This window comes from Gordonia sp. X0973 (genome assembly GCF_013348785.1).
In the GTDB taxonomy this organism is placed as follows: domain Bacteria; phylum Actinomycetota; class Actinomycetes; order Mycobacteriales; family Mycobacteriaceae; genus Gordonia.
The window spans coordinates 2,344,982-2,370,692 of record NZ_CP054691.1 but is presented as its reverse complement, the minus strand read 5'-3'; the positions used below and the strand labels follow the sequence as shown (position 1 = coordinate 2,370,692).

Annotated in this window: 25 protein-coding genes and 2 pseudogenes; 19 read left to right on the top strand and 8 right to left on the bottom strand. The window is 69.3% G+C overall.

The window, feature by feature from the left end; translation table 11 throughout:
• Positions 1 to 3 precede the first annotated feature (3 nt).
• Genes HUN08_RS11600 through HUN08_RS11585 form a run of 4 tightly spaced genes read right to left on the bottom strand, consistent with a single transcriptional unit; the run spans position 4 to position 3,274 of the window.
• Entirely contained in the window at positions 4 to 576 is a 573-nt protein-coding gene (locus tag HUN08_RS11600) for a TetR/AcrR family transcriptional regulator (RefSeq protein ID WP_124247309.1), read from the bottom strand.
• Entirely contained in the window at positions 573 to 1,391 is an 819-nt protein-coding gene (locus HUN08_RS11595; protein WP_124247310.1) for an SDR family NAD(P)-dependent oxidoreductase, read from the bottom strand. The genes HUN08_RS11600 and HUN08_RS11595 overlap by 4 nt, the downstream gene beginning before the upstream one ends.
• A gap of 21 nt (positions 1,392 to 1,412) precedes the next feature.
• The gene (locus tag HUN08_RS11590; protein ID WP_124247311.1) at positions 1,413 to 2,351 is read right to left on the bottom strand and encodes an NAD-dependent epimerase/dehydratase family protein; all 939 of its coding nucleotides are present in this window, start codon (positions 2,349 to 2,351) and stop codon (positions 1,413 to 1,415) included.
• A 20-nt stretch (positions 2,352 to 2,371) separates the two neighbouring features.
• Positions 2,372 to 3,274: an acetoacetate decarboxylase family protein gene (locus HUN08_RS11585; RefSeq protein ID WP_124247312.1), complete on the bottom strand. Its 903-nt coding sequence runs from the start codon at positions 3,272 to 3,274 to the stop codon at positions 2,372 to 2,374.
• Between the two features lie 172 nt (positions 3,275 to 3,446).
• Between HUN08_RS11585 and HUN08_RS11580 the strand changes: the two genes are divergently transcribed.
• From HUN08_RS11580 to holA, 16 genes and pseudogenes are all read left to right on the top strand, one after another.
• Positions 3,447 to 4,712 (top strand): glutamate-5-semialdehyde dehydrogenase, encoded by a 1,266-nt coding sequence (locus HUN08_RS11580; protein WP_124247313.1) that lies wholly within the window; start codon positions 3,447 to 3,449, stop codon positions 4,710 to 4,712.
• Positions 4,712 to 5,635 carry a MoxR family ATPase gene (locus tag HUN08_RS11575; protein ID WP_174900921.1) on the top strand — a complete coding sequence of 308 codons (924 nt, stop codon included), beginning with the start codon at positions 4,712 to 4,714 and terminating at the stop codon, positions 5,633 to 5,635. The genes HUN08_RS11580 and HUN08_RS11575 overlap by 1 nt, the downstream gene beginning before the upstream one ends.
• A 2-nt stretch (positions 5,636 to 5,637) precedes the next feature.
• Complete coding sequence (locus HUN08_RS11570) at positions 5,638 to 7,044, top strand: VWA domain-containing protein (RefSeq protein ID WP_124247315.1); 1,407 nt, start codon at positions 5,638 to 5,640, stop codon at positions 7,042 to 7,044.
• A gap of 19 nt (positions 7,045 to 7,063) precedes the next feature.
• Positions 7,064 to 7,741, top strand: a complete 678-nt coding sequence (nadD, locus tag HUN08_RS11565; protein ID WP_124247316.1) for a nicotinate-nucleotide adenylyltransferase — start codon at positions 7,064 to 7,066, stop codon at positions 7,739 to 7,741.
• A 99-nt stretch (positions 7,742 to 7,840) separates the two neighbouring features.
• A pseudogene (locus tag HUN08_RS11560) lies at positions 7,841 to 9,220 on the top strand (amino acid permease); the annotation flags it as partial.
• A 135-nt stretch (positions 9,221 to 9,355) separates the two neighbouring features.
• Positions 9,356 to 9,691 (top strand): CD225/dispanin family protein, encoded by a 336-nt coding sequence (locus HUN08_RS18390; protein ID WP_367649949.1) that lies wholly within the window; start codon positions 9,356 to 9,358, stop codon positions 9,689 to 9,691.
• 21 nt (positions 9,692 to 9,712) lie between these two features.
• Entirely contained in the window at positions 9,713 to 10,078 is a 366-nt protein-coding gene (gene rsfS, locus HUN08_RS11555; RefSeq protein WP_124247318.1) for a ribosome silencing factor, read from the top strand.
• Positions 10,075 to 10,785 carry a histidine phosphatase family protein gene (locus HUN08_RS11550; RefSeq protein WP_124247319.1) on the top strand — a complete coding sequence of 237 codons (711 nt, stop codon included), beginning with the start codon at positions 10,075 to 10,077 and terminating at the stop codon, positions 10,783 to 10,785. The genes rsfS and HUN08_RS11550 overlap by 4 nt, the downstream gene beginning before the upstream one ends.
• Positions 10,785 to 11,495 carry a diglucosylglycerate octanoyltransferase gene (gene octT / locus HUN08_RS11545; protein ID WP_301546690.1) on the top strand — a complete coding sequence of 237 codons (711 nt, stop codon included), beginning with the start codon at positions 10,785 to 10,787 and terminating at the stop codon, positions 11,493 to 11,495. Before HUN08_RS11550 ends, octT begins: the two co-directional genes overlap by 1 nt.
• Positions 11,496 to 11,504: 9 nt before the next feature.
• The gene (locus tag HUN08_RS11540; protein ID WP_124247320.1) at positions 11,505 to 12,350 is read left to right on the top strand and encodes a DegV family protein; all 846 of its coding nucleotides are present in this window, start codon (positions 11,505 to 11,507) and stop codon (positions 12,348 to 12,350) included.
• A 50-nt stretch (positions 12,351 to 12,400) separates the two neighbouring features.
• Positions 12,401 to 13,126, top strand: coding sequence for a hypothetical protein (locus HUN08_RS11535; RefSeq protein ID WP_165353491.1), 726 nt, complete (start codon positions 12,401 to 12,403; stop codon positions 13,124 to 13,126).
• Positions 13,123 to 13,905, top strand: a complete 783-nt coding sequence (locus HUN08_RS11530; RefSeq protein ID WP_165353490.1) for an alpha/beta fold hydrolase — start codon at positions 13,123 to 13,125, stop codon at positions 13,903 to 13,905. Before HUN08_RS11535 ends, HUN08_RS11530 begins: the two co-directional genes overlap by 4 nt.
• Positions 13,906 to 14,030: 125 nt before the next feature.
• Positions 14,031 to 15,128, top strand: a complete 1,098-nt coding sequence (locus HUN08_RS11525; RefSeq protein WP_165353489.1) for a beta-propeller fold lactonase family protein — start codon at positions 14,031 to 14,033, stop codon at positions 15,126 to 15,128.
• A 96-nt stretch (positions 15,129 to 15,224) separates the two neighbouring features.
• The gene (locus HUN08_RS11520) at positions 15,225 to 16,133 is read left to right on the top strand and encodes a ComEA family DNA-binding protein (RefSeq protein WP_124247323.1); all 909 of its coding nucleotides are present in this window, start codon (positions 15,225 to 15,227) and stop codon (positions 16,131 to 16,133) included.
• 6 nt (positions 16,134 to 16,139) lie between these two features.
• Positions 16,140 to 17,576, top strand: a pseudogene (locus HUN08_RS18545) (ComEC/Rec2 family competence protein); the annotation flags it as partial.
• A 52-nt stretch (positions 17,577 to 17,628) separates the two neighbouring features.
• A complete protein-coding gene (gene holA, locus HUN08_RS11515; protein ID WP_124247325.1) occupies positions 17,629 to 18,597 on the top strand; it encodes a DNA polymerase III subunit delta in 969 nt (322 codons plus the stop codon).
• A gap of 58 nt (positions 18,598 to 18,655) precedes the next feature.
• Here holA and rpsT read toward each other — a convergent pair whose 3' ends face one another.
• Positions 18,656 to 18,916 (bottom strand): 30S ribosomal protein S20, encoded by a 261-nt coding sequence (gene rpsT / locus HUN08_RS11510; protein ID WP_124247326.1) that lies wholly within the window; start codon positions 18,914 to 18,916, stop codon positions 18,656 to 18,658.
• A 108-nt stretch (positions 18,917 to 19,024) separates the two neighbouring features.
• Here rpsT and HUN08_RS11505 point away from each other — a divergent pair, with 108 nt between their 5' ends.
• Entirely contained in the window at positions 19,025 to 20,167 is a 1,143-nt protein-coding gene (locus tag HUN08_RS11505) for a sulfotransferase family protein (RefSeq protein WP_124247327.1), read from the top strand.
• A gap of 15 nt (positions 20,168 to 20,182) precedes the next feature.
• Here the strand turns inward: HUN08_RS11505 and HUN08_RS11500 are convergent, their stop codons facing one another.
• Genes HUN08_RS11500 through HUN08_RS11490 form a run of 3 tightly spaced genes read right to left on the bottom strand, consistent with a single transcriptional unit; the run spans position 20,183 to position 21,738 of the window.
• Complete coding sequence (locus tag HUN08_RS11500) at positions 20,183 to 20,629, bottom strand: type II toxin-antitoxin system PemK/MazF family toxin (RefSeq protein WP_124247328.1); 447 nt, start codon at positions 20,627 to 20,629, stop codon at positions 20,183 to 20,185.
• A 13-nt stretch (positions 20,630 to 20,642) separates the two neighbouring features.
• Positions 20,643 to 21,020: a DUF4189 domain-containing protein gene (locus HUN08_RS11495; RefSeq protein WP_124247329.1), complete on the bottom strand. Its 378-nt coding sequence runs from the start codon at positions 21,018 to 21,020 to the stop codon at positions 20,643 to 20,645.
• 46 nt (positions 21,021 to 21,066) lie between these two features.
• Positions 21,067 to 21,738: an alpha/beta fold hydrolase gene (locus tag HUN08_RS11490; RefSeq protein ID WP_124247330.1), complete on the bottom strand. Its 672-nt coding sequence runs from the start codon at positions 21,736 to 21,738 to the stop codon at positions 21,067 to 21,069.
• Positions 21,739 to 21,754: 16 nt separating this feature from the next.
• Between HUN08_RS11490 and lepA the strand changes: the two genes are divergently transcribed.
• Positions 21,755 to 23,653: a translation elongation factor 4 gene (gene lepA, locus HUN08_RS11485; RefSeq protein ID WP_301546689.1), complete on the top strand. Its 1,899-nt coding sequence runs from the start codon at positions 21,755 to 21,757 to the stop codon at positions 23,651 to 23,653.
• A complete protein-coding gene (locus HUN08_RS11480; protein WP_301546688.1) occupies positions 23,654 to 25,666 on the top strand; it encodes a M3 family metallopeptidase in 2,013 nt (670 codons plus the stop codon).
• Positions 25,667 to 25,711: the final 45 nt, after the last annotated feature.

The window sequence follows — 25,711 nt, the reverse complement described above, 5'->3', positions numbered from 1 at the left end:
GGGTCAGCGCAGAATCGCGGCCACCGTGGACCGGACCCGATCCGCTACCGCCTCGGGCGAGGATGCGTCGAGTTTGCCGTCCAGGTGGAGAAACGCCAGCCCGTGCACCAACGCCCAGGCACCCAGCGCCGTCGGCTCCGGATCGGCGTCGGGGGCGGCCCGCTGCACCGCACCGGCGAGGAAGGTGTTGATTGCGGCGACGGCGTCTACGCGGTCCGGGTTCCCGAGATCGCAGCCCTCGGTGAACATCACCCGGAACAGGCCGGGTCGGTCCAGGGCGAAACGGACGTAGGCGACGGCCAGTCCAGCGATGTCCTCGGTGCTCGACGGTGCCGGGCTCACCGCCAGGAGCGCCGCGGCGAGTTCGTCGTACCCGACGGCTGCCACCGCCGACGCGAGGGCATTGCGGTCCGCGAAGTGTCGGTACGGTGCCGCCGCGGAGACTCCCGCTCGTCTGGCGACGGCCCGCAGCGAGAGATCCGCAGCGGGGTCCTCCTCGAGTAACTCCATCGCCGAGGTCACCAGGGCGGTCGGAAGGTCGCCGTGGTGATACGGAGTGGAGGGGGAGGTGGTCATAGTCCGGTCAGCTCGGCCGATCGCGTCCAGAGGCCGTCGATCAGCGTCGGATCGCTTGCCTGCTTGTTCTCGTGACCCTTCTTGAAGCGCTCCAAGTATTGGCCGTTGAGCTTCGGGTCGGCGCCCTTCCTCGCCAGCTCGACCAGAGGGGCGGCCCCCTTCTCGACGGTGATGGTGCCGTACTTCTTGAGCGGCGTCCGATAGAGCAGACCGATGAAGAACGAATCGCGGCCGAAGCTCGACGCCACCGGGCCGGGATGGACCGCGACGGAGACGATGCCGTCGTCGGCCCATCGCCGCGCGATGCCGCGGGTGAACAAGATGTTCTCGAGCTTCGCGGTGCCGTAGCAGCGGGTCTGAAACGCGCGGCGTTTCTCGAAGTCGAGATCGTCCAGGTCCACCTTGCCGACCAGGTTTCCCACGCTCGACGTGTTGACGATCAACGCCCCCGACAACTTGTCTTTGAGGAGGTTCGTCAACAGGAATGGCGACAGATGGTTGATCTGGAAGTTCGGCTCGTGCCCATCGACGGTGCGCAACCGGTTCGGTTCGAACGTGCCGCCGGCGTTGTTGAGCAGGACATCGATGTGGTCGACGGCGCCGTTGATCTGTTCGGCCAGGGCGCGGACATCGTCGAGCCTGGCGAAGTCGGCGACGAAAGCGGTCGCACCGGTCTCCTCGGCGACGGCATTCAGCTTGTCGGGCGATCGTCCGGTGATGATGAGCGTCACCTCCGGTCCCGCGAGTTCGCGGGCGGCGACCGCTCCGATTCCGTCGCTCGCACCGGTGATGACGATGGTTTTCGTGTCGGCCATGAGGCCTCCGTTCCTAGTGTTCTATAGAGAGTCTGATCGACTCTCTGCGTGGATGGTCTCCAGTCCGCGGGGGTAGGTGGTCACCGCGAAGGATGGGAAGCGTTGTGCGAACTTCGACGCGTCGAAGACATTGTCCTGCGCGTACCGGGGGAGGAGTTCGCGGATCTCGCGAATCTCCGGGTTCAGCACACCGGCCGCGCTGAGTAACCACCTGGGTGCGACGGTGTATCCGTCCCCGGTGCCGAATGCTTGAGCGGCGAGGGAGATGAACTGCTTGTAGGTCGGGCGGTCGGTGTCGACGGGTAGATGCCAGGTCTGACCGTAGGCATCGGGGGTGTTACCGAGTGTCGCGAGGGCACGACTGGCATCCGGAGTCCAGATAAGCGTGCGGAGCTTGTCGTCGCGGACCGGGACGAGCGGTCGCTTGCCCGCCGCCATCCGGTCGACGACGAGGGAGTTGGTGAAGCCCTGGGTGCGGCCGGGACCGTAGAACTCCGGGGCACGTGCGATCAGGACCTCGATCTCCCCGCGGGCCATCTCGTCGAGGACCATCGTCGCCATCTGGGCGCGTACCCGGCCTTTGGCGCCGACCGGTGCGAACGGGGTGTCCTCGGTCTGTACGTGCTCGTCCTGCGGATACATGTAGGTGTTGTCGAAGTAGGCGAACTTCGCGCCCGCAGCCCTCGCCGCATCGAGGGCGGTGCGAAGCATGGTCGGGAAGTCGCGTTCCCACAGCTCCGTGTTCGGCGGCAGTCCCGCGGTGAAGTAGACGGTGTCACTGCCCTCGACCGCCTTCGCCGTCGCGTCCGCGTCGAGGAGATTCGCGCTGACCGTGTGATCCGTGTCGTTGACCTTCTGCGGGGTGCGGCTGACCAGCCGGAGGTCCGTTGTGTGGTTCTGTGCGAGCTCGCGCGCCAGCTCAACCGCGATCTGACCGTTGGCTCCCAGGATTGTCTGCATCTCACTGCTCCTGACGATGTTCAGCGCACCGAGACCGGTACCGGCATGTGCAGGGCGGCCTGTGCCGACGTCGTGACGTCGAGTCGCACGGCGCGCTTGGGCTCGAGACCTCGGACGGCGTCGGACATGTGGCCGTCCCCGAGGGTGAGTTCATATCCGCGCGGCAACGCCCGGTTGCCGGTGGCCAGCACGTTCGTCTGGTTGAGCGTTGACATCCATGCCCCGTCGCGCCGCGTGTACGAGGTCAGGCTTGATACCTGTTCGCCGCTGTCGGAGGCGTGTTGTTTCGGGGTGGCGGCCGTGAAGGCGACGTCGACGCCGCCGTCGGCATTCGCGACCCGCGCGGACACGCGCCGATCATCGATCTCGACGTCCAGGTCGGTGACCCATTTCGGGAAGCCATAGCCGTCGTGCCCGCGCACCTGGGCGATCTCCGTGTTCACCGGCAGCGCGAAGACGTAGGAGTGGAGGTGGTCGTCGCCCAGTGCGGTGACGAGGTCGGCCAATGCGGTCGAGCGGCCCCCGTTGCGCGCCGGCCGCACGGCGACGCCGACGGCGGCCTCGGTGTAGAAGTCGGTGTCGCACACGTCGTACCGGAAGAACATCAGTGATACGAGGCCGAGGCCGGGTATGGGCTGAAGGGGTTCCAAGCCCTCTGGGAGCCGTGCGCGGATGGCCTTCGACGACGCCAGCAGCGTGAGCCGCGCCGACGAGAGTGCGTAGTAGTAGTTCGGGGTAAGCGTCGGCCCGATCGGCGACTGCACCTCGGTCTTGGGGAGTGCCTCGAAGAAGTCGATACCCGGGACCCGAGGATCGGCGGCCAGTTCCTCCAGTGGTGCCTTCATCCGGTAGCGGTCGTAGAGTCCGCCGGCGGGAACGGTGACGCTCCGTCCTCCGAGATCGACGACGGTGGTTTTCGGCATGCTTCCTCCGTTGATGTAAGCGATGTTAACAACACGCTAGACAGCAATGTTGACAATGTCAACACTGGATCGTGTCTGGCTGCCCGGGCGGGTCGTCGCGCGGGCGGGAATCGGTGTGGGACCGCTGGGCGTTAACCTGAATCGAGCAGCTTCTCAACAGCGAAGGACCCCGATGAGTGCACCCACCGTCGACACCAGCGCCGTGACCGACGAGGTCATCGCGTCGGCGACCGCGGCCAAAGCGGCGTCGCGCAGCCTGATCGGCCTATCGACGGCCGAGAAGAACGCCGTTCTCACCGCCGCGGCCGCCGCGATCGAGGCCGCCGCGGCCGCCATCCTGGCCGCGAACGCGAGCGACATCGCGCGCGCGGAGAGCAACGGCACCGAGGCGAGCCTGCTCGACCGGCTGCGGCTGACCCCCGAGCGCGTCGTCGGGATCGCCGACGGCCTGCGGCAGGTCGCCGGCCTGCCCGACCCGATCGGCGAGGTCATCGCGGGCAAGACCCTGCCGAACGGGCTGACGCTGCGCCAGGTGCGGGTGCCGCTGGGCGTGGTCGGCATCGTGTACGAGGCGCGGCCCAACGTCACCGTCGACGCCTTCGGAATCGCCTTCAAGTCCGGCAACGCCGTCCTGCTGCGCGGGTCGAGCTCGGCGGCCGATTCCAACGCCGCGCTGGTCGCCGTCCTGCGCGACGTGCTCGCCGCGCACAACGTCGCCCCCGACGCCGTCGCGTTGCTGCCCGCACACGACCGTGCCAGCGTCACCGCGCTCATCCAGGCCCGCGGTCTCGTCGACGTTGTCATCCCGCGTGGCGGCGCCGGCCTGATCAACGCCGTCATCGCCAACGCCACCGTCCCGACCATCGAGACCGGAACCGGCAACTGCCACGTCTACGTACACTCGGCCGCCGACCTCGATATGGCCGAGACCATCGTCATCAACGCGAAGACCCGGCGCCCCAGCGTGTGCAACACCGCAGAGACGGTCCTCATCGATTCGGCGATCGCCGATGTCGCACTGCCGCGCCTGACCGGTGCGCTCACCGCGGCCGGCGTGACGATCCACGGCGACGAGCCGGGGATGGAGCCCGCCGACGAGAAGGACTGGAGCGACGAATACCTCTCGATGGACATCGCCGTGCGCCGCGTCGACGGCCTCGACGAGGCGATCGATCACATCGCGCGCTACGGCACCGGGCACACCGAGGCGATCGTCACCTCCGACCTGGCCGCGGCCAACGAGTTCACGCGCCGGATCGACGCCGCCGCCGTCATCGTGAACGCCTCGACCGCGTTCACCGACGGCGAGCAGTTCGGATTCGGTGCCGAGATCGGCATCTCCACCCAGAAGCTGCACGCCCGCGGCCCGATGGGCCTGCCCGAGTTGACGTCGACCAAGTGGGTCGTCTGGGGCGACGGCCAGGTTCGGCCGGTCTGATGAGCGCACAGTCAGACGCAACGATCGTCCCCGCCTTCGAGTCGGTTGCCGACGTCTCGGCGCGACTGTCGGCCACCGGCTACCTGCCCGACGCCGCCACCGCGACGGCCACCTATCTCGCCGACCGCCTGGGCAAGCCGCTGCTCGTCGAGGGTCCGGCCGGTGTCGGCAAGACCGAATTGGCCAAGGCCGTCGCGACGGCGATCGGTGCGGAGCTGGTCCGCCTGCAGTGCTACGAGGGCCTCGACGAGGCGCGGGCGCTCTACGAGTGGAACCACGCCAAGCAGATCCTGCACATCCAGTCCACCGGCTCGCGCGAGTGGGACGACACCAAGGCCGACATCTTCTCCGACGAGTTCCTGCTGCCGCGCCCGCTGCTCAAGGCGATCTCGAGGACCGAGCCGACGGTGCTGCTCATCGACGAGGTCGACAAGGCCGACGTCGACATGGAGGGCCTGCTGCTGGAGGTGCTGTCCGACTTCGCCGTGTCGATCCCGGAGATGGGCACGGTCGTCGCGAAGCAGCGGCCCATCGTCATCCTCACCTCCAACGCCGCGCGGGAGTTGTCCGAGGCGCTCAAACGCCGCTGCCTCTACCTGCACATCGACTTCCCCGACGCCGCCCGCGAGAAGGAGATCCTCGCCAGCCGCGTCCCCGAGCTGCCCGACGCGCTGGCCACCGAGGTGGTCCGCGTCATCGGCGCGCTGCGCGGCCTCGACGTCCGCAAACGCCCGTCGGTCTCGGAGACCATCGACTGGGGCAACACCCTGCTGGCCCTGGCCGCCGGAGCCGCGCCGGGCACCCCGGAGGCCAAGCTCGCCAAGGGGCGCGTCGACGATTCGCTCATCTCGCGCACCCTGGGCGTCGTGCTCAAGCATCGGCCCGACCTGGCGACTGCCCGCAAAGAACTCAAGTTGGACTGAGGATGTCCGCGCCCCTTATCGACCACCTCGTCGAGTTCATCGACGAGCTGCGCAGGCGCGGTATCGACATCGGCCCCGCCGCGCTGCTCGACGCCGGGCAGGCCGTCTCCGTCCTGGATCTCCTCGACCGCGAGGGGCTGCGCGAAGGACTCGCCGCGACGCTGCTGTCCACGCATATGCACCGCGACGTCTTCGACCGCGCCTTCGACCTGTGGTTCCCCCTCGGGCGGGGCGCCCGCACCACCCACACCGAGCTGCCGCGCGACGAGGACGGCAACGTCGACGTCGCCGCCTTCCGGGAAATGCTCGCCGAGGTGGTGGCCGACGACCAGGCGGCCTCCGACGGCCGGCTGAGTGAGATGGTCGCGCTCATCGTCGACGAATTCGGCCGCTACGAGGGTGCTCGGGGCGAGGCATTCTCGGCGTATCAGGCCACGTCGACCATCAATCCGCAGACGCTCATCGCGGCGATCGCCGCGGCGATGGCGCGCGGATCGGCAGACGAGGATTCCGACGGGCGCCCGGGCACCCAACCCCGGTTCCGGCGGGCGGCGGGCGATCGGGCGGCCGCGCTGCGCGCGTCGATCGAGGCCGAGACCCAGCGCCGGATGGCCGACCGTCAGGGCCGCGACCGGGTGGCCGACTACGCGGTGCCCAAGTTGCCCGAGCACATGAGTTTCCTGCACTCGAGCGCCAAGGACCTCGCACAGATCCGGCGCACCGTCGAACCCCTGGCCCGACTGCTCGCGGCCCGGTTGGAGATCCGCCGTCGCCGGGCCCGCCACGGCCCGGTCGACGTGCGCCGGACGCTGCGCGCGTCGATGTCGACCGGCGGGGTGCCGATCACGCTGACCCATCGCCGCCCGCGCCCCGGCCGCCCGGAACTGGTCATCATCTGCGACGTGTCCGGCTCGGTGTCGGGCTTCTCGCGGTTCACCCTGCAACTCGTCTACGCGCTGCGCCAACAGTTCTCCAAGGTGCGCGTCTTCGCCTTCGTCGACACCGTCGACGAGGTCACCGAGTATTTCGAGCGCGGTCAGGCCGACGAGTCCTTCGGCGAGATCATGACCGAGATGATCACCACCGCGCGCATCTCCACCCGCGACGGCCACTCCGACTACGGGCACATGATCAAGGGATTCGCGCAGGAATACCTCGAGTCGCTGACCCATCGCGGGGCGCTGCTCATCCTTGGCGACGCCCGCAACAACTACCACTGGACCGAGACCGATTCCCTCGACACGCTCACCGAGCGCGTGCGCCACGCGTATTGGCTCAACCCCGAGCGCCGCGAGGAGTGGGGGACCGGCGACTCCGACGCCGACGTCTACGCCGAGCACATCGAGATGCACGAGTGCCGCAACGCCGAGCAGCTGGCCAAGGTGATCGGCGATCTGCTGCCGGTCTGACCAGGTAAGCTCCTTGCGCATGTCAGAAGATGGGCCCGGCCGCCGGGGCGGTCGGCGACGCGTCGGCGTCATGGGCGGCACGTTCGACCCGATCCACAACGGACACCTCGTGGCGGGCAGCGAGGTCGCCCACCGCTTCGACCTCGACGAGGTCATCTTCGTGCCGACGGGCCGCCCGTGGCAGAAGGCAGGCGACGCGCGCGAGGTGAGCCCGGCCGAGGACCGCTACCTGATGACGGTCATCGCGACCGCGTCGAACCCCCGGTTCTCGGTGAGCCGCGTCGACGTCGACCGCGAGGGCAACACCTACACCGTCGACACCCTGCGCGACCTGCGCCGGGCGCTGCCCGACGCGGAGCTGTTCTTCATCACCGGTGCCGACGCGCTGGAGTCCATCCTCTCGTGGCAGGACTTCGACGAGCTGTTCTCGCTGGCGCACTTCGTCGGGGTGAGCCGTCCCGGCTACGAGCTGTCGGCCTCCCACCTGGCCAAACATCTGCGGGAACTGCCGCCCGACACCCTGCAGATGCTGGAGATACCGGCCCTGGCGATCTCCTCGACGGAGTGCCGCGCACGCGCCGGCGCGGGCCGACCGGTGTGGTACCTGGTGCCCGACGGGGTGGTCCAATACATCGCCAAACGCGGCCTGTACCGGCGCTGGCCGCATGACGGACCGAGTGTCACCGCGCCGGGTTGATCGCCACCTTCTGTGAAATATTCGTTGCAAATCCGCCATGTCCGGCAGCGCTCGCTAGAGTAATCCGCAGTTTGCCGAGCCGAAGGGATCCTTGTGACGATCACCCAGTCAGGACCAACCGGGCCCAACCCGGTCACAGTCGACACCGATGCCGGATACCAACGCGGCCTCACCACGCGAACCGTGCAGATGATCGCCATCGGAGGCGCGATCGGGACCGGCCTGTTCTACGGCTCGGGCGCGGCGATCGAGATGGCCGGCCCGGCGTTGCTGCTGGCGTACGCGATCGCCGGACTGGCGGTGTTCTTCATGATGCGCGCCCTCGGCGAGTTGCTGCTGCACCGTCCGGTGGCCGGCGGCATCTCCGAGTACGCCGACGAGTTCCTCGGCCGGTTCGCCGGGTTCAGCCAGGGCTGGACCTATTGGGCGGTGTGGGTGACCACCTGTATGGCCGAGATCACCGTCGCGGGCAAATACATCAACTACTGGTGGCCGGCCATCCCGGTGTGGGTGACCGCACTGGTGGCGCTGACCGTGCTGTTCTGCGCGAACCTCATCTCCGTCGGTGTCTTCGGCCGGGCCGAGTTCTGGTTCTCGAGCATCAAGATCGTCGCGATCCTCGGCATGATCATCATCGGCCTGGGCATCCTCATGCCGATCGTCGGTTTCGGGCCGGAGGTCGGCCCGTCGGTCCACAACCTCTGGAACGACGGCGGGTTCTTTCCCACCGGGCACTGGAATGCCATCCTCGTCCTGCAAATCGTGATGTTCGCCTACGTCGGCGTCGAATTGGTCGGCGTGACGGCGGGCGAGGCGCACGACCCGAAGGTGACGCTGCGCAAGGCCATCAACTCGGTGCCGTTCCGTATCGGCATCTTCTACGTCGGCGCGCTGTTCGTCATCCTCTGCGTGAAGGGATGGCGCAACTTCCACGAGGGCACCAGCCCGTTCGTGCAGGTCTTCCAGGATGTCGGCATCCCCGGCGCGGCGGGAATCATCAATTTCGTGCTGCTGACCGCGGCACTGTCGTCGTGCAACTCGGGCATCTACTCCACCGGCCGCATGCTCCGGTCGCTCTCGATGCGTGGTGACGCGCCGCACCAGCTCTCCCGGCTGTCCAACCGGCACGTGCCGGTCGGCGGAATCGTGCTCTCGGCCGCGGTCATGGTCATCGGCGTCGTCATCAACGTCATCGACACCAAGCACGCGTTCATCTGGATCACCTCGGTGTCGACGGTCGGCATCCTGGTCGTGTGGTCGGTGATCATCGCGTGCCACCTGGTCTACCGCAACCGGATCAAGAAGGGCCTGCTGCCGCCGACCGACTACACGGTGCCCGGCGCGCCGGTCACGTCCTACCTCACGTTGGCCTTCTTCCTGGGCGTGCTGGTGCTGCTCGGTTTCACCAGCGACGGCCGGGTCGCGCTGATCGTCGGGGCGGTGTGGTTCGTCCTCGTCGGACTCGGCTACCTCGTGTGGCGGGCATTGGCGGCCGGTAACCCGGCCGTCGCGGCCGGTGCCGTGGCGGGAAGCGCGGTGGCGGGTGCCGGCGCACTCGGCGGGGCCGCCGTCTCCGAGGCGGCGACCGAGCAACTGGAGGCCGTGGCGGAGCCGATGGTCGTACCGTCGTCGGCGCCCACCGAACCGATCCACCAGGAACCGGTCTATCAGGAGCCGGTCTACCAGGAACCGCGGATGACGCTCGAGGAAGCGGGACCGGAACCCAGGGACGGCTTCCTGTGGTCGATCCTCTCCTGCGCCCTGTTCCTGCCCATCGGCTGGTTCGCCGTCTACAAGTCGGCGTCGGTGCATCCGCAGTGGCAGGCGGGCGAATACGCGCTGGCCCACCGGTCGGCGGCGACCGCCAAGACGGCTGCTGTCATCGCCGCGGTCGTCGGGGTCGTGGTCATCGTGGGCGTACTGGCATGGCTGCTCATCAGCAGTCGGTAGCGGCGTGAGACGCTGTAACCCATGACTGCAGCAGGAGAATCGGTGGAGATGGCCCGCATCGCCGGGGCCGCCGCCGCCGAGAAGCTCGCCACCGACGTCGTCGCCATCGACGTGTCCGAGCAACTCGTCATCACCGACGCCTTCGTGATCGCCTCCGCCGACAACGAGCGGCAGGTGAACTCGATCGTCGACGCGGTGGAGGATGCCATGCGGGAGGCCGGTTACAAGCCGGCCCGACGCGAAGGGGCCCGCGAGGGCCGGTGGGCGCTGCTCGACTACACCGACATCGTCATCCACATCCTGCATGCCGACGAGCGCGAGTTCTACGCGCTGGAACGGCTGTGGAAGGACTGTCCCGAGATCGACCTGGGCTTGTCGAAGCCGTGAGCGCTGGGCCCGATTCCCACGACACCAGCGTCGAACGCCTCACCCCGGTGGTGCGGCGCCTGCTGCTGTGGCGTCACGGGGAGACCGAGTACAACGCGGCCAGCCGGATGCAAGGGCAACTCGACACCGACCTGTCCGCCCGCGGCCGGCGCCAGATCGGGGCGGCGGCCGCGGCCCTCGCGCTGCGCGATCCGCTTATCCTGCGGTCCTCGGATCTGCGACGGGCCGCGGAGACTGCGGACGCGCTGGCCGAGCTGGTCGACCTGCCGGTGCAACGCGACCCCCGGCTGCGCGAGACCGACCTGGGGCAGTGGCAGGGCCTGACGCACGCGGAGGTCGACGAGCGGGACCCGGGTGCGCGGCGCGTCTGGCGCGACGACGCGACGTGGAGTCCGCCCGGCGGGGAGTCGCGCGTGCAAGTCGCCGCCCGCATCACCCCCGTCGTCGACGACCTGCTCGCCGAGTTGCCCGAGTGGGGATCGGGGGAGCGGCCCGAGTCGCCCGTCGTCCTCGTCGCACACGGTGGTTGTATCGCCGCGCTCACCGCCTCCCTGCTCGGTCTGCCGGTGGCGAATTGGCCGGCGCTCGGCGGACTCGCGAACGCGGGCTGGGTGCAGCTTTCCGGCCACCAGCTGGGACCCGCCGACATGCCGCCGCGCTGGCGCCTGGACGTCTGGAACAGCGGGGTCGACGAGGAGGCCCCCTAGTGGGCGGCATCGTGGTGCTCTCCGACTCGCTGGCCTATTACGGACCGCGGGGAGGGCTCGCCGCCGACGACGAGCGGATCTGGCCGAACCTCGTCGGGCAGCGACTGGGACGCCCGGTCGAACTCTTCGGCCGCATCGGGTGGACCAGTCGCGACGTGTGGTGGGCCGTCACCCAGGACCCGCGGATCTGGGCCGCCCTGCCGCATGCGGACGTCGTCGTCCTCGCCTACGGCGGCATGGACAGCCTGCCGTCGCCGTTACCGACCGCGCTGCGCGAGCAGATCCGGTACCTGCGGCCCAATAGGTTGCGCCAGGTGGTCCGCGACGGATACTCCTGGGTACAGCCGCGGGCGGCGCGGCTCGGCTGGCCGATGGCGCTGCCGCCGCGGGTCACCGTCGAGTATCTGGAGAAGGTGCGCGAGGCCCTGTCGCAACTGCGGCCCGAGCTGCCGATCGTCGTGTGCCTGCCGTCGACGCATGACAGCCCCTACTACGGGAACGTCCACACCGGTCGGGTGCCGACGACCGCGGCGATGCGCGAGTGGGCTTCGCGGCACGGTCTGGCGACCGCAGAGTTCTATCCGGTGACCCGCGACGAGTTCACCGAGCACCGGGAAGACATGAATCCCGACGGCATTCACTGGGGGTTCCGCTGCCACTCGCGGATCGCTGATGCGGTCGCCCCGGTCGTCGATGCCGCGCTGGGTTAAGTTAGACACGTGCCCGTCGTCGTCGTCACCGATTCGTCGTGTTGCCTGCCGCCCAAGCTCGCCAAGCGCCATGGCATCCGTCAGGTTCCGCTGCACATCATCGCCGACGGCGAGGACTACCGGGAGAACCTGGACGAGATCCCTGCGGGGATCCTCAAGACCCCCGGCGTGACCACCTCCGGCGCGACCCCCGCCGATTTGGAGAAGGCCTTCGCCAAGGCGATCAAGGACTCCAAGGGCGACGGGGTCGTGGCCGTCCACATGTCCCGCAAACTGTCGAGCACGTGGAGCGCCGCGCGGGTCGCCGCCGACAAGTACGACGGGGCGGTACGCGTCGTCGACTCCCGATCGGTCGGTCTTGCCGTCGGTTTCACCGCCCTCGTCGCGGCGCAGGCGGCGGCCAAGGGCGCCGACCGCGATCGGGTGTACGAGGCGGCGGTGCGGGAGGCCGCCACCATCGAATCGATGATCTGCGTCGCCGACCTCGACCATCTGCGGTCCAGCGGGCGGATCAGCGCGGCCGGTCGAATGCTGGGGTCGGCGTTGTCGATCAAGCCGATCCTGCACACTGTCGACGGCTCGCTGACGCTGCGCGAACGGCACCGGACCTTCTCGAAGGCGGTGGCGAAGATGGTCGACGCCGCCTGTGAGTTCTCCGGCGCCCGCCCGGTGTCGATCGGCGTGCAGCACAGCGACGCACCGGAGGCCGCCGCACAGGTCATGGACGAGTTGACCCGCCGGATCCCCGACGTGGTGACCTCCCTGACGGCGCCGCTGGGGCCGGTGTTGAGCATGCACGTGGGCGACGGGGCGGTCGGCGTCATGATCGGGTCCACGCTGACGCCGCTGGACTGAACGCCCGCGGCAGTTTGGTGATGTACCGTTCGTCCAATCGAATTGGGGGAATGATGACACGATCGGCGATCGTCGAGCGAAACGGGGCGTTGCCACGGTTCTCGGCCGGCCTTTCCCGGATCTTGGCGCTGCGGGCGCCACGGGGAATCGACCTGCCAGATCCGGTGGTGGACTTCCACCTCACCTCGACCGAGCCCGGCTCGACGACCGGATTGTCCGCGGCATTCGAATTCCCGAAGGCGGCGAACGGTCGGCCGTATTCCATTCGCGAAATCGGGGTCGAGTTCCCCGACGGCTTCGAAGTCGACTTCACCGCCATGCCGACCGTCGGGCCGTCGCGCTGGCGGATGTTCTTCAGCCGCAAGGCCTATCGTGCTCCCGGTCTCGTCGGATCGGGCACCGCCCGCGTCGACTTCGGCGTCCCCGGCCTCGAGAAGGTGGGGAGCCCGATGCACGAGATCGTGTTGGGCGACGGATACTTCTTCGCCTACGAGCACAACCGGGTCTTCGGGGTCACAGTCTTCCCGCTGCTGTTCAAGACGCCGTTGGATTCCTCGGGCTTTCTCTGGGAGATCGGCGAGGCACCGAGCTTCCGCGCACCAGATGGGCTGGACGCGCTTTTCAACGTCTCGGTCGACTTCTTCGACCGGGGAGTCTTCCGGCTACCCGCGCGGGCGCCGGCGAGCGGCCGGTGGGAGTTCGTGCTGAACCTGCGGTACTACAACGAATCGCGCACCCGGACGGTTGTCGAGATCCCTGTCGGGCAGGGCCGGTGAACGGCGCGCTGTCGACGGCACCGGTCGCCGCACAGGCGGTGAGTGGCGGTGTGTCCGCGTTCGCCGGTTTGGTGACCGGGCGCGGGCGGTGGCCGGCCGGAGTGAATGAGTGGAGTCGGGGGGCGGCAACGGGCACGGAGCGCGCCACGAGCGGGATCCCGGTGGTGTTGGTTCCGGGGTCGTTCGTGCCGGGCGAGTTCTACTGGCATCGGCTGGTTCCCGGCTTGATCGCCGACGGCCACCCCGTTTATGCCTGCAACCTGCCCGGGGTGGGGACGCGGAGGCCCGCCCGGCAGGTCGCAGCGCTCGAACAGTTCTTGACGCGGGTTCGCGACGCGACCGGTACCGATGCGGTGATCCTCGTCGGACAGTCGTTCGGCGGGGTGATCATCCGAGACCTGCTGCGCACGACGACCGCCGACGTGCGGGCGGCGGTGCTCGTCAGTTCACAGAACCACGGGTTCCGTCCGCTGTGGTCGAGGGTCTTCACCGCGCCCGGTATGCGCAGCATCGTCGGCGTCGTTTGTCCGATGGCGCTGGACCTGATCCCCGGGTCCGGCTATCTCGCCGACCTCGACGCGGTGCCGCCCGCCGTCCCCACGACCACGATCACGAGCACCCGGGACGCCTTCGCCGCTCCGGGTTCGGTGGCCGTCGCGGGGGCGGACAACATCGTGCTGCAGGAACTAGATCCGGGCGTTCGCAGCGGGCACATGCTGATCGGATTCGATCCCGTCGCCATCGACCGGATCAGGTCCGCTATCGCCTCGGTTGCCTGAGGGCCCGGCCGATTCTTTCGAAACGCTCCCCATTGCGCGGGCGCTGGTATCTAATGGTTTCTAACCAGGGAGTAGAAAATATTGCGGTCGATGTGGCCGCACGTCATCCCGAGGAGAACCTCCCCATGTCCGCAAACCAATCCACTCCCGTCGAACGCCTCTACGCCGTCGCCCAAAGCGGTGGAATCGCGGGATTCGACCTGCACGACGACGGGTCGATGACGGAGCTTCCCGGCTCACCCTGGCCCACCGGGGCGGGCACCTTCTGCGTGCGGGTCAGCCCGGACGGGAGGTTCCTCTACGTCGCACCCGGGTTGGGGCTGGGCACCCCGGTGAGCATCCGCAACCTGCGCAACCCGGAGTTGCTCACGTACTCGATCGCCGACGACGGCTCGCTGAGCCGGATCGACCAGCTCGACCTCGCCCGCACCCCCGTCGCGATGACCCTCTCGGCCGACGGCCGCAACCTCTACCTCGGGATGGGCAACGGTCCGGCCGGCTTCTTCCGCGGCGGGGTGGCGCATTTCCGGATCGGTGACGACGGTAAGCCGGCCGCCAACGGCGATCTGCACTCGCTCGGCAAATTCCTCGACGGCGCACCGCAGCCCTACCTCGCCCCTGACGGCAAGCACCTCTACGTCGCCAGCGTCTTCGCGAAGTCGGTCGTCTGGTTCGAGGTCACCGCCGACGGGGCGTTGCGGGGGCCGGTCGGCCGGGTGAAGTCGTCGGGGATCTTCCCGATCACCCCGGTGTTCTCGCTGGACGGCAGATTCCTCTACGTCCCCAACGAACAGTCGAAGTCGATCTCCGCCTTCGCCGTCGGTGCCGACGGCGGGCTGACCGAGATGGCGGATTCGCCGATCCCCACCGGCAAGTTCCCGCACAACCCCGTGGCCAGCCGGGACGGCAAGTACGTCTACTTCGCCAACACCATGTCGCACCAGATCGACGGGTTCGAGATCGGTGCCGACGGTGGGCTCACCCGGGTCCCGGGTTCGCCGTTCGCCACCGAGCCCGGGCCGGCGATGCTCGAGGTGTCCACCGACGGAAAGTGGCTCTACCTGCTCTCCTCGCCGGTGTTCAAGGACGGTTCCAAGGTGGTCGTGACCGCCTTCGAGATCCAGGGCGACGGCGGTCTGAAGGACGCGGGACACGGGCCGGTGCCCACCGGCCTGGGATTCGCCGACGGCCCGAGCCTCGCCGTCGTGCCGATCAGGCGCTGACGCGGCTTTTCCACAGTTCGACGCCGTCCACAGACCCGGCGCCGAGCGGCTCGTTGTGAGGCTTGGCGGACGTCGGCCGACTCTAGCCTCGGCTGCATGAGGAGTGGGCGAGCAGTCGAACCGGAGATCGTGCGGCGACGTCTCGCGCGCCTGGCTGCTGGAGAGGCGTCGCCCGAGAGTCCGCCCTGGGGGATCGCCGCGAAGCCCCGGTGGCTCGACGCCGATGTGTGGGCGGAGGGGGAGGCCGCCGCCGACGGCTTCGCGGTGGCTGATCTCCTCGATGACGATGCCGGCGCCATCCGGGACGCCGACGAGGATTCGCGCGGCCCGCGGGTCTCACCGCTGCCACCGGCAGCGGTGGTTCTGGTGGTCGTCGGGGTGCTGGCGGCACTGGTGGCCGGGTATTTCGCGCTGCGCGCACCGGCGGAGACGGTGCCCCTGGTCGACTTCCCGGCGTCGGCCGGGCCCGCGGCTCGGCAGTCCCCGGTGGCCGTGCGGCCTGGCGGACCGCCCTCGACGCCGCGGCCCGCTTCGCCGCTCGTCGTCAGTGTTGTGGGGTTGGTCGTCCACCCGGGATTGGTGCGCCTGCCGCCGCAGTCGCGCGTCGCCGATGCGCTCCGCGTGGCCGGCGGTGCGCGCCCCGGGGCCGACCTGCTCTCCCTGAACCTCGCGCGCCCGCTGCGCGACGGCGACCAAGTGGTGGTGGGGCTGGCCGAGGCGCCGGGCCGGGCGGGGCTGCGCAGCACGATCATCGGCGTCGACGGGGAACGGGCATCCCCGCCTCCGGCCGCTCCGGGTGCGGGCGCCGCGATCGACCTGAACACGGCGACCGTCGAACAGCTGGACTCGCTGCCCGGAGTGGGGCCGGTGACCGCCAAGGCGATTGTCGAGTGGCGCACCGCCCACGGCGGGTTCACCTCGGTGGACCAGCTCGGCGAGGTCGACGGTATCGGTCCGGCACGGTTGCAGCGGCTGCGCGGGCTCGTGACCGTGGGCGGGAGGTGAACCGGCATGTCCGCGCTCGACCTGCGCCTGACCGTTCCCGCGGCGGCCTGCTGGTTGATCAGCTGGATCGGTGTGGGGTGTGCGCGCACCGCCCTGGTCGCGGCGATCCTCGGGTCGCTCGGCTTGTTGGTGTCGGCGGCCGCTGTGCTGTGGGTGGCCGCAGCCGCGCGAGCGCTGCGCGCGGCACTCGTCATCCTCGCCGCGGCGGGACTGACGTTCGGGAGCGGCACGGCACTGCTCATCCGAACCGATCGCGTCGACGCGCATCCGTTGCGCCAGCTCGAGGGTGCCACGGCCGCGGTGGTGATCAGCGCGACCGAGGATCCCAAGGTCAGCGGCGCCGATCCGGACTTGGTCTGGATCCGCGCCCGGGTGCATTCGGTGGATGGAAGGGCAGTCCCCGACGCACAGGTGCTCGTCTTCGCGTCGTCGAAGCAGACCGGGGGACGCGGCTGGCTGGACCTGCGCGTCGGCCAGCGCGTGCGCGGCATGGCGGCGATTCGGGCTCCGCAACAACGCGGGCTGACCGCGGCCCGGCTCACCATGCGCGGGCCGCCGATTGTCCAGGCCCCGGCACCCGGATACCAACGGCTGGCCGAGATGGTGCGCGCCCGCTTCCGTCGGGCCTGTGCCGCCGCGTTGGGGCACCGCGAGGCCGGGCTGCTGCCGGGGTTGGTCGTGGGGGATACGAGCGTGGGGGAGGAGACGGTGGACGCACAGTTTCGACAAGCCGGCCTGACCCACCTGCTCGCCGTCTCCGGGGCGAACTTCGCCCTGATCGTCGGGTCGGTGGTGCTGCTGATCGCGGTCGTCGGCGGGTCCATCCGGGCGACCGTGGTGGCCGGGGTATTCGTGACGGCGGCGTTCGCGATCCTGGTCGAACTTTCGCCGAGCGTGATCCGCGCGGCGGTGATGGGGGGAATCGGGCTGCTGGCGATGGCGGCGTCGCGGGGTCGCCCGGCCATGCCCGCGCTCGCCGGGGCCGTGGTGGTCGGGTTGCTCGTGTGGCCCGGTCTCGCCGCGGACGCGGGGTTCGCGATGTCGGTTGCGGCGACGGCCGCGCTGATCGTCTGGGCTCCGCGGTTGCGCGAGTGGCTGGTCGAACGCGGCTGGCCGCGCGGAGTGGCCGACGCGGCGGCGATGTCGACGGTCGCCTATCTGGTGACGGCGCCGTTGATCGCCCTGATCTCCGGGCGGGTCAGCCTGACGGCGATCGCCGCCAACCTCGCGGTGGCACCGGCGGTTCCGCTGGTGACCGTGCTCGGGGCGATCGCGCTGCTGCTCGCCGCAGTCGACCTCGCGTTGGCGACATCGGTGGCGCAGCTGCTGATCACGGCCTGCGAGCCGGGGCTGTGGTGGATTCTGGCGGTTGCGCGACTCTTCGGCGGTCCGTGGGCGACGGTCCCGGCCGGTCCGCTCTGGGTGACCGGGGTACTCCTGGCGGCCTGCGTCGCACCGACGGTGCTCCGGCGTGCGCGTCTGGCACGATGGGGGCGTGACGCACCCCCTTCATCTGCTCCTCGGCGACAACGACTTCCTGATCGAGCGCGCCGTCGGGCAGATCGTCCGCGAGATGGGCCGCGAGGGCGGCGAGTCGGTGCCAGTCACCCGGATACGCGCCGGGGAGGTCACCGCGGCCGAGTTGGCCGAGTTGCTCTCGCCCTCACTGTTCGGCGATCTGCGCGCCATCGTCCTGGAGGCGGCCGGTGAGGCGGGCAAGGAACCCGCCGCGGTCATCACGTCGACGTTGGGCGAGATCCCGGACGGCATCACGCTCATCGTCGCGCACTCCGGCGGGGGACGTGCCAAGTCGATGGTGGCCGACCTGCGCAAGGCCGGTGCAGAGGTCGTCGACTGTGCGACGCCGCGCTGGCCGTCGGATCGGGCCGACTTCGTCCGACGCGAGTTCCAGCAGCTCGGAGTCCGTGTCTCCCGCGACATCGTCGAGCTGATGCTCGCCAACGTGGGATCGGACCTGCGCGAACTCGCCGCCGCGGCCAGTCAGCTCGTCGCCGACACCGGGGGGAAGATCACCGAGCAGGCGGTGGAGACCTACTACTCGGGGCGCGCCGAGGTGAAGGGATTCGAAATCGCCGACAAGGCGGTCACCGGCGACCAGGCCGGGGCATTGGAGGCGCTGGCCTGGGCGATGCACCACGGGACGCCACGGGTGATCCTCGCCGACGCGCTTGCCGAGGCGGTCCACGGCATCGCGCGGGTGCGCGGACTCGGCTCCACCAATCCGCAGTCCGCGGCATCGGAGCTGGGGATGCCGCCGAGTCGGGTGAAGAAGCTGCAGGCCCAGGCGGCCGCGTGGGACACGGCGTCGATCGGTGCCGCCGCGGTGGTCGTCGCGCAGCTCAACGGTGACGTGAAGGGACAGGCGGCCGACGCCGACTACAGCTTGGTCAGCGCGGTGTCGCAGGTGGCCGCGCTGCGGTCCCGCCGCAGCCGCGGGCAGTAACGCAATTCACCCCGGTGACCGCGTGGTCGTCACCGGGGTGAATCAGCGAAAGATCAGATCAGAGCTTGTTGACGGCGATCGCCATGGCCGACTTCTTGTTGGCGGCCTGGTTGGCGTGGATGACGCCCTTGCTGGCGGCCTTGTCGAGCTGGCGGCTGGTCGCGGTCAGCAGCTCGCCGGCCTTGTCCTTGTCGCCGGAGGCGACGGCCTCGCGGAAGTTGCGGATCGAGGTGCGAAGGGCGGAGCGAACCGACTGGTTGCGTCGACGCGCCTTCTCATTGGTCTTGATGCGCTTGACCTGCGATTTAATGTTTGCCACGCGAGTTTGTCCTCTAACTAGATCTGGGATGACAACGACGGTCGACTTTACCAGCAGCGGGTGTGGCACCCCAAATCGCGCGGTGGCGGCGCCGCTAGGGTGAGCGGTATGTCTGTCGTATTCGTCCACATCGGACTCCCGAAGACCGGTACCACTCACTTACAGGACCGGCTGTGGCGGAATCGGGATCTGGCGTTGAAGGCCGGGCTGCTCTACCCGGGGGACGCGATCGACGACCATTTCCACGCCGCCGCCCACCTGCAACCCGAGCGCTACCTGGACTGGGTCGATCCGGAGCACGCCCAGGCGTGGCCGACGATGATCGCGCAGATGAAAGCATGGCCGGGCACCAGCCTGGTGTCCCACGAGCTGCTGGCCACGGCGAACCGCGAGCAGATCGCGCAGTTCGTCGGCGCACTCGATTTCGCCGACGAGGTGCACGTGGTGGTGACCGTGCGCGACCTGGCACGGCAGCTGCCGTCGGCGTGGCAGGAGAACGTGAAGAACCAGCGTCGCGGCACCTTCGACGAGTTCGTGGCCGCGGTCGCCGATCGGGCCGGATCGGGTGACCTCGGCCACGGCGAGGAGGGGCCGTTCTGGGAGTTCCAGGACTACGTCCGCATCCTCGACGACTGGTCCGGCCTCGTCGAGCCGGAGCGCATCCACGTCGTCACGGTGCCCCGGGAGGCCGCGCCCGGCGACGGGCTGTGGGAACGGTTCGTCGGTGTTCTCGGCGTCGACCCGGCGACCCTCTCCGCGCCGATCGAAACGGCGAACTCGTCGTTGTCGGCCGCGCAAGCCGAATTCCTGCGCCAACTCAACGACCGGCTGCAGCCGTCGGATGTGGAGTGGGCGCGCTACGAACGCGTCGTCAAGGGCGAGTTGATCGGCGAGGTGATGTTCGGCGCGGAGCGGACGGGGGAGCCGCAGGGACTCTCGGCCGCCCAACGGAGCTGGGCGACGCGCCAGGCGGAGACGATGACGGCGGAACTGACCCGGCGCGGCTACGACGTCGTCGGATCCCTCGACGATCTCGCGGTGGGTGAGGCCGACGAGGGCGACGCACAGCCGCCAACGCAGCAGGAGGTTCTCGACGCGGCGCTCGACGCACTGGCCGGCTGGGTGAAGATCGCGCCGCTCCCCGCCCCGCCGCGGCGCTGGGAGTCGGCCGCGCGCAACGTCGTGCGCAAGGCCAGGCGACGGGCGGTCGGGGTGCGCAACCGCGCCCGGCAACGCCGATCGGCCCGCTGAGGACGATTCCGCGGATCAGCTCCAGCCGTAGTGGGCGCGCAGTTCCCGCGCGACGGCGTCGAAGCGCTGCCGGTCCAGGATCGCGCCTTCGCGACGGATCCGGTCGGCGACGACGAGGAGGGTGCGGTCGAGTCGTACGAAACTGGGGCGGTTCTCGTCGTCCCAGGTGCCGACCCCGATCGGGAGCCATTCCGGGTCGTCGGCGTGGTAGGGCTTGCTGGAGAGCATCAGCCCGAGCAGATGGTCGGGTTCGCGGTCGCGCGGGTCGCGGCCGACGACGAGAACGGGCCGGTCCTTGCCCCGGGTGTGGTCCTCTTCGAACGGCACCCACGTCCACACGATCTCGCCGGGATCGGCCTCGCCGTCGAGATCGGGGGAGTAGACGACTGCCCGCGCGACGGTTCGGGTGTCGGAGACGACCGGAGCCGCGCCCGAGGGGCGCGGCTCCGATGCGTCGGTCATGGCGACGAGTATGTCAGCGCGAGGTGCAGGCCCAGATGCGGACCCGACCGCCCCATCCGGCCTGCCGACGTGCGGCGGCCTTGGCGCCGGCCGCGGTGCGGTAGCCCCAGGCCTTGCCGATGCGGTTGGGGCTGTAGGCGACGGCCCCGCACGAGTTGTAGAAGGTGAAGTATCCGCAGCCGGCGCCGCACCGGGCGTAGGCCGCGTTGGCCGCGGCACGGGCGCTCGGGTAGTTGACGGCGTAGGCGACGCTTTGGTTCTGCGAGTAGGCGATGGCGCCGTAGTTGTAGGTGTACGCGTGGGCCGAGGGTGCGGCCGTCGGAAGCAGGGCGCCGCCGGTGGCGAGCGCCGCGGAGATACCGAGGGCGGCGATGTGCTTGCGTGCGATCATGCGAGAAGGATAAGGCACATCTGTCGGCGCCGCGCCGCCTTGTCGGTCAGTTGACCGAGTCTGGGCCAAGCATCTCGTTGACGGCCTCGACGGCCAGGTCCGCGACCCCGGTGCGGGCCGGGTTGAGGGCATGCGGCGCGGCCACGGTGACGACGAGCGTCGGCGCGTCGATGAGCGCGACCGCCTCTTCGAGTTCGTCAGCGGAGGCGAAGGGGTCGGTCCGGCCGTGTACGACGACGGTGGGGACGCGGATGTCGGGGAGGTGCTCGATCCGTCGGCGCTCCGGTTTGCCCGGCGGGTGCAGCGGATAGGAACTGAGCAGCAGGACGTCGGCGGTGCCCGCCCCGTCCTCGGCCACGACCATCGACGCCTGCCTGCCGCCGTAGGAGTGGCCGCCGACGACCACCGGCCCGCCCGGAGCGAGCGGCCGGAATCGTTCCAGGGCCCGACGGATACCGTCCCGGTCGTCACCGGATCTCGACGCCGACGGCGGGCCCTTCGGTCGCTGTTGGCGGTAGGGCAGGTCGATGCGGGCGGCGACGAATCCGTGCGCGTTGAACGCGTCGGCGTAGGCCCGCAGGATCTCGGCCCGACGGTTGCCGCCGGCGCCGTGGGCGAGGACGACCAGGCCGCGGACCGGCCCGGCCGGGGTGGTGACGTCGGCGACCACACCGTCGTCGTCCACCGTCGTGGTCTCGGCTGCGGCGTCAGGGTCCATGTCCGCCGAGCCTAGTGTGAGAAACTGGGGGAAACCGCGCCAAGGAGCAGTAGAGATTTCCACTTTCGCAGATACGACGTTCACCGACCCGCAGCGCATCCGCAACTTCTGCATCATCGCCCACATCGACCACGGCAAGTCGACTCTGGCCGACCGCATGTTGCAGCTGACCGGCGTCGTCGAGGAACGGCAGATGCGCGCGCAGTACCTCGACCGCATGGACATCGAGCGCGAGCGCGGCATCACGATCAAGGCCCAGAACGTGCGCCTGCCGTGGCAGGTCGCCGGCCCGGACGGCACCAAGGACGACTACGTCATCCACCTCATCGACACCCCCGGCCACGTCGACTTCACCTACGAGGTGAGCCGCGCGCTGGAGGCGTGCGAGGGGGCGGTACTCCTCGTCGACGCGGCGCAGGGGATCGAGGCGCAGACGCTGGCCAACCTGTACCTGGCGATGGAGAACGACCTGGAGATCATCCCGGTCCTCAACAAGATCGATCTGCCCGCCGCCGACCCGGAGCGCTACGCCGCCGAGCTGGCGCACATCGTGGGCTGCGAGCCCGACGACGTGCTGCGCGTCTCCGGCAAGACCGGTGAGGGCGTGGCCGAACTGCTCGACCGGGTCATCGAGAAGGTGCCGCCGCCCGTCGGCGATCCCGATGCCCCGGCGCGCGCGATGATCTTCGACTCGGTCTACGACACCTACCGCGGCGTGGTCACCTATGTCCGCGTCGTCGACGGCAAGATCGTGCCCCGCGAGAAGATCGCCATGATGTCGACCGGCGCCACCCACGAGCTCCTCGAGGTCGGCATCGTCTCACCCGAGCCGAAGCCGACGAAGGGACTCGGCGTCGGCGAGGTGGGTTATCTCATCACCGGTGTGAAAGACGTCCGCCAGTCGAAGGTCGGCGACACGGTGACGACGGCGCGCGGTGGCGCGACCCAGGCGCTGACCGGCTATCGCGAACCCGTCCCGATGGTCTACTCGGGCCTCTACCCGGTGGACGGCTCGGACTACCCGGTGCTGCGCGAGGCGCTGGAGAAGCTGCAGCTCAACGATGCGGCGCTCACCTTCGAGCCGGAGACGTCGGTGGCGTTGGGCTTCGGTTTCCGCTGCGGATTCCTCGGACTGCTGCACATGGAGATCACCCGGGAGCGCCTAGAGCGCGAATTCGACCTCGACCTCATCTCCACGGCGCCCAACGTCGTCTACCGCGTCGTCATGGATGACGGGACCGAGCACATCGTCACCAACCCGTCGGATTGGCCGAGCGGCAAGACCAAGGAGATCTACGAGCCGATCACCAAGACGACGATCATCGCTCCCAGCGAATACATCGGCGCGATCATGGAGCTGTGCCAATCCCGCCGCGGCGAACTCGGCGGCATGGACTACCTCTCCGAGACGCGGGTGGAGATCCGGTACACCCTGCCGATGGCCGAGATCATCTTCGACTTCTTCGACTCGTTGAAGTCGCGCACCCGCGGCTACGCCAGCCTCGACTACGAGGAGTCCGGCGAGGCGGAGGCCGACCTGGTGAAGGTCGACATCCTGCTGCAGGGCGAGGCCGTCGACGCCTTCAGCGCCATCGTCCACCGCGACGCGGCCTACGCCTACGGCAACAAGATGGCGCTCAAGCTGAAGGAACTGATCCCGCGCCAGCAGTTCGAGGTACCCATCCAGGCCGCGATCGGTTCCAAGATCATCGCCCGCGAGAACATCCGCGCGATCCGCAAGGACGTGCTCGCCAAGTGCTACGGCGGCGACATCAGCCGTAAGCGCAAGCTGCTGGAGAAGCAGAAAGAGGGCAAGAAGCGGATGAAGACGATCGGCCGCGTCGACGTCCCGCAGGAGGCCTTCGTCGCTGCGCTGTCCTCCGACGCCGTCGGGGACAAGCCCAAGGGGAAGTAAGTGCTCGAGCGCAGCGCACTGCCGTACGGATTGCCGGACTTCGCGTCGATCTCCGACACCGACTTCGAGCCGGCCGTCGACGCGGCGATGGCCGCCCACCGCGCCGAGGTGGCCGCGATCACCGCGAACGACAAGGCGCCGACCTTCGCCAACACCGTTGTCGCACTGGAGAATTCGGGTCAGCAACTGGCGCGGGTGCTGCGGGTGTTCTACGGCGTCCTCGGCCCCGACGCGACGCCGGAACGCACCGACATCGCCGCACGGATCGCGCCGAGACTCGCCGAGCACAGCAGTGCCATCCGATCCGATCCGGTGCTGTTCGGCCGGATCGCCGCGGTGTGGGACGGGCGCGCCGACGCGGCTATGGCCACCGACGAGTACCGGCTGCTCGACAGGCAGTACCGCGACGGCGTGCGCGCCGGGGCCCGACTCGACGACGCCGGGCGCGCCGAGATGAGCCGCATCACCGCGCGCCTGGCCGACCTGACCACCGAATTCGGGCGACTCGTCCTCGAGGGCGCCAACGCGGTCGCCGTGCCGTTCGACGACGAGTCGCAGCTCGACGGCCTTTCCGCGGGAGAGATCTCCGCGGCGCGGACCAAGGCGGCCGACGCGGGGCGCGCCGGATTGCTCCTCGCTCTCGAACTGCCGACCAGTCAGAGCAGCGTCGCCGAACTCACCGACCCCACCGCCCGCAGACGTGTCTTCGACGCCTCGCTGGCCCGCGGTTCCGGTGGGGACGAGAACGACACGACCGAACTGATCGTCGAGATCGCGGCGCTGCGGGCGCGGCGGGCCGAACTCCTCGGCTACCCCGACCACGCCTCCTACGTCATCGACGAGGAGACCGCCCCCGACGTCGACGCGGTGGTCGCGCTGCTCACCGAGGTCGTCGAGGCGGTGAAGCCCGCGGCCGAGGCCGAGAAGTCGGCGCTGCGCGAGCTGGCCGGCGGAGAGCTCGAAGCGGCCGACTACACCTATTGGCTGGAGCGGAACCGCGCGGCCGGGGCGGAGGTCGACGTCTCGGGCTTCACGTCGTACTGCGAACTGGACCGGGTCCTGCGCGACGGGGTCTTCTTCGCGGCCGGAAGGCTCTACGGCCTTAGCTTCGTCGAGCGCGACGACCTGCACGGATACCACCCGGATGTCCGCGTCTTCGAGGTCCGCGATGAATCCGGCACCGGGATCGGCCTCTACCTCGGTGATTACTACGCCCGCCCGACCAAGCGCGGCGGCGCGTGGATGACCTCCTTCGTCGACCAATCCCGCGAACTCGACGAGAAGCCGGTCGTCGTCAACGTGCTCAACATCCCCAAGCCGAGCGCCGGTGAGCCGACGCTGCTCTCCGTCGACCAGCTGACGACCCTGTTCCACGAATTCGGGCACGCACTGCACGGATTGCTCTCCGACGTGCGGTTCTCCTCGCAGTCGGGCACCTCGGTGCCGCGCGACTTCGTCGAATTCCCGTCGCAGGTCAACGAGCACTGGGCACTGCACCCGGAGGTGATCGCGAACTACGCGCGTCACGTCGAGACGGGGGAGAAGGCCCCGGCCGAGCTGATCGAGCAGGTGCGGGAGGCGTCGGGAACCGAGACCGCACATGCCACCGTCGAATATCTCGGTGCGGCCATCGTCGACCTCGGGTGGCACCGGCTCTCCGCCGACGAGATCCCGGAAGCCGACGGGTGGAGGTCGGTGGAGGACGCGGCATTGACGCGGGCCGGCGCGGACAACGCGCTGATCCCGCCGCGCTACCGCAGCCCGTACTTCAACCACGTGTTCGCCGGCGGGTACTCGGCGGCGTACTACGCCTACCTGTGGTCCGAGGTCCTCGACGCGGCGACACGGGAGTGGTTCGACGCGAACGGCGGCTTGAATCGCGACCTCGGCAGACGGTTCGTCGAGACTGTTCTCTCGACGGGTGACAGCGTCGATCCGATCGCGGCGCATCGCGCTCTCATCGGCGGCCCGGCCCCGGTCGAGCCGTTGTTGCGCCGCCGCGGTTTGGCCTAGGAGGGCCGCGGCCCGCGGCGACTATGCTGGGGGCGTGCTGCGGAG

Coding starts and splice junctions, on each gene's coding strand:
- HUN08_RS11505 (WP_124247327.1), top strand. CDS start 19,025: ATGTCTGTCGTATTCGTCCACATCGGACTCCCGAAGACCGGTACCACT.
- HUN08_RS11520 (WP_124247323.1), top strand. CDS start 15,225: ATGAGGAGTGGGCGAGCAGTCGAACCGGAGATCGTGCGGCGACGTCTC.
- HUN08_RS11500 (WP_124247328.1), bottom strand. CDS start 20,629: ATGACCGACGCATCGGAGCCGCGCCCCTCGGGCGCGGCTCCGGTCGTC.
- HUN08_RS11595 (WP_124247310.1), bottom strand. CDS start 1,391: ATGGCCGACACGAAAACCATCGTCATCACCGGTGCGAGCGACGGAATC.
- HUN08_RS11585 (WP_124247312.1), bottom strand. CDS start 3,274: ATGCCGAAAACCACCGTCGTCGATCTCGGAGGACGGAGCGTCACCGTT.
- HUN08_RS11580 (WP_124247313.1), top strand. CDS start 3,447: ATGAGTGCACCCACCGTCGACACCAGCGCCGTGACCGACGAGGTCATC.
- HUN08_RS11490 (WP_124247330.1), bottom strand. CDS start 21,738: ATGGACCCTGACGCCGCAGCCGAGACCACGACGGTGGACGACGACGGT.
- HUN08_RS11600 (WP_124247309.1), bottom strand. CDS start 576: ATGACCACCTCCCCCTCCACTCCGTATCACCACGGCGACCTTCCGACC.
- rsfS (WP_124247318.1), top strand. CDS start 9,713: ATGACTGCAGCAGGAGAATCGGTGGAGATGGCCCGCATCGCCGGGGCC.
- HUN08_RS11570 (WP_124247315.1), top strand. CDS start 5,638: ATGTCCGCGCCCCTTATCGACCACCTCGTCGAGTTCATCGACGAGCTG.
- HUN08_RS11590 (WP_124247311.1), bottom strand. CDS start 2,351: ATGCAGACAATCCTGGGAGCCAACGGTCAGATCGCGGTTGAGCTGGCG.
- HUN08_RS18390 (WP_367649949.1), top strand. CDS start 9,356: ATGGTCGTACCGTCGTCGGCGCCCACCGAACCGATCCACCAGGAACCG.
- HUN08_RS11575 (WP_174900921.1), top strand. CDS start 4,712: ATGAGCGCACAGTCAGACGCAACGATCGTCCCCGCCTTCGAGTCGGTT.
- nadD (WP_124247316.1), top strand. CDS start 7,064: ATGTCAGAAGATGGGCCCGGCCGCCGGGGCGGTCGGCGACGCGTCGGC.
- HUN08_RS11495 (WP_124247329.1), bottom strand. CDS start 21,020: ATGATCGCACGCAAGCACATCGCCGCCCTCGGTATCTCCGCGGCGCTC.
- HUN08_RS11535 (WP_165353491.1), top strand. CDS start 12,401: ATGATGACACGATCGGCGATCGTCGAGCGAAACGGGGCGTTGCCACGG.
- HUN08_RS11525 (WP_165353489.1), top strand. CDS start 14,031: ATGTCCGCAAACCAATCCACTCCCGTCGAACGCCTCTACGCCGTCGCC.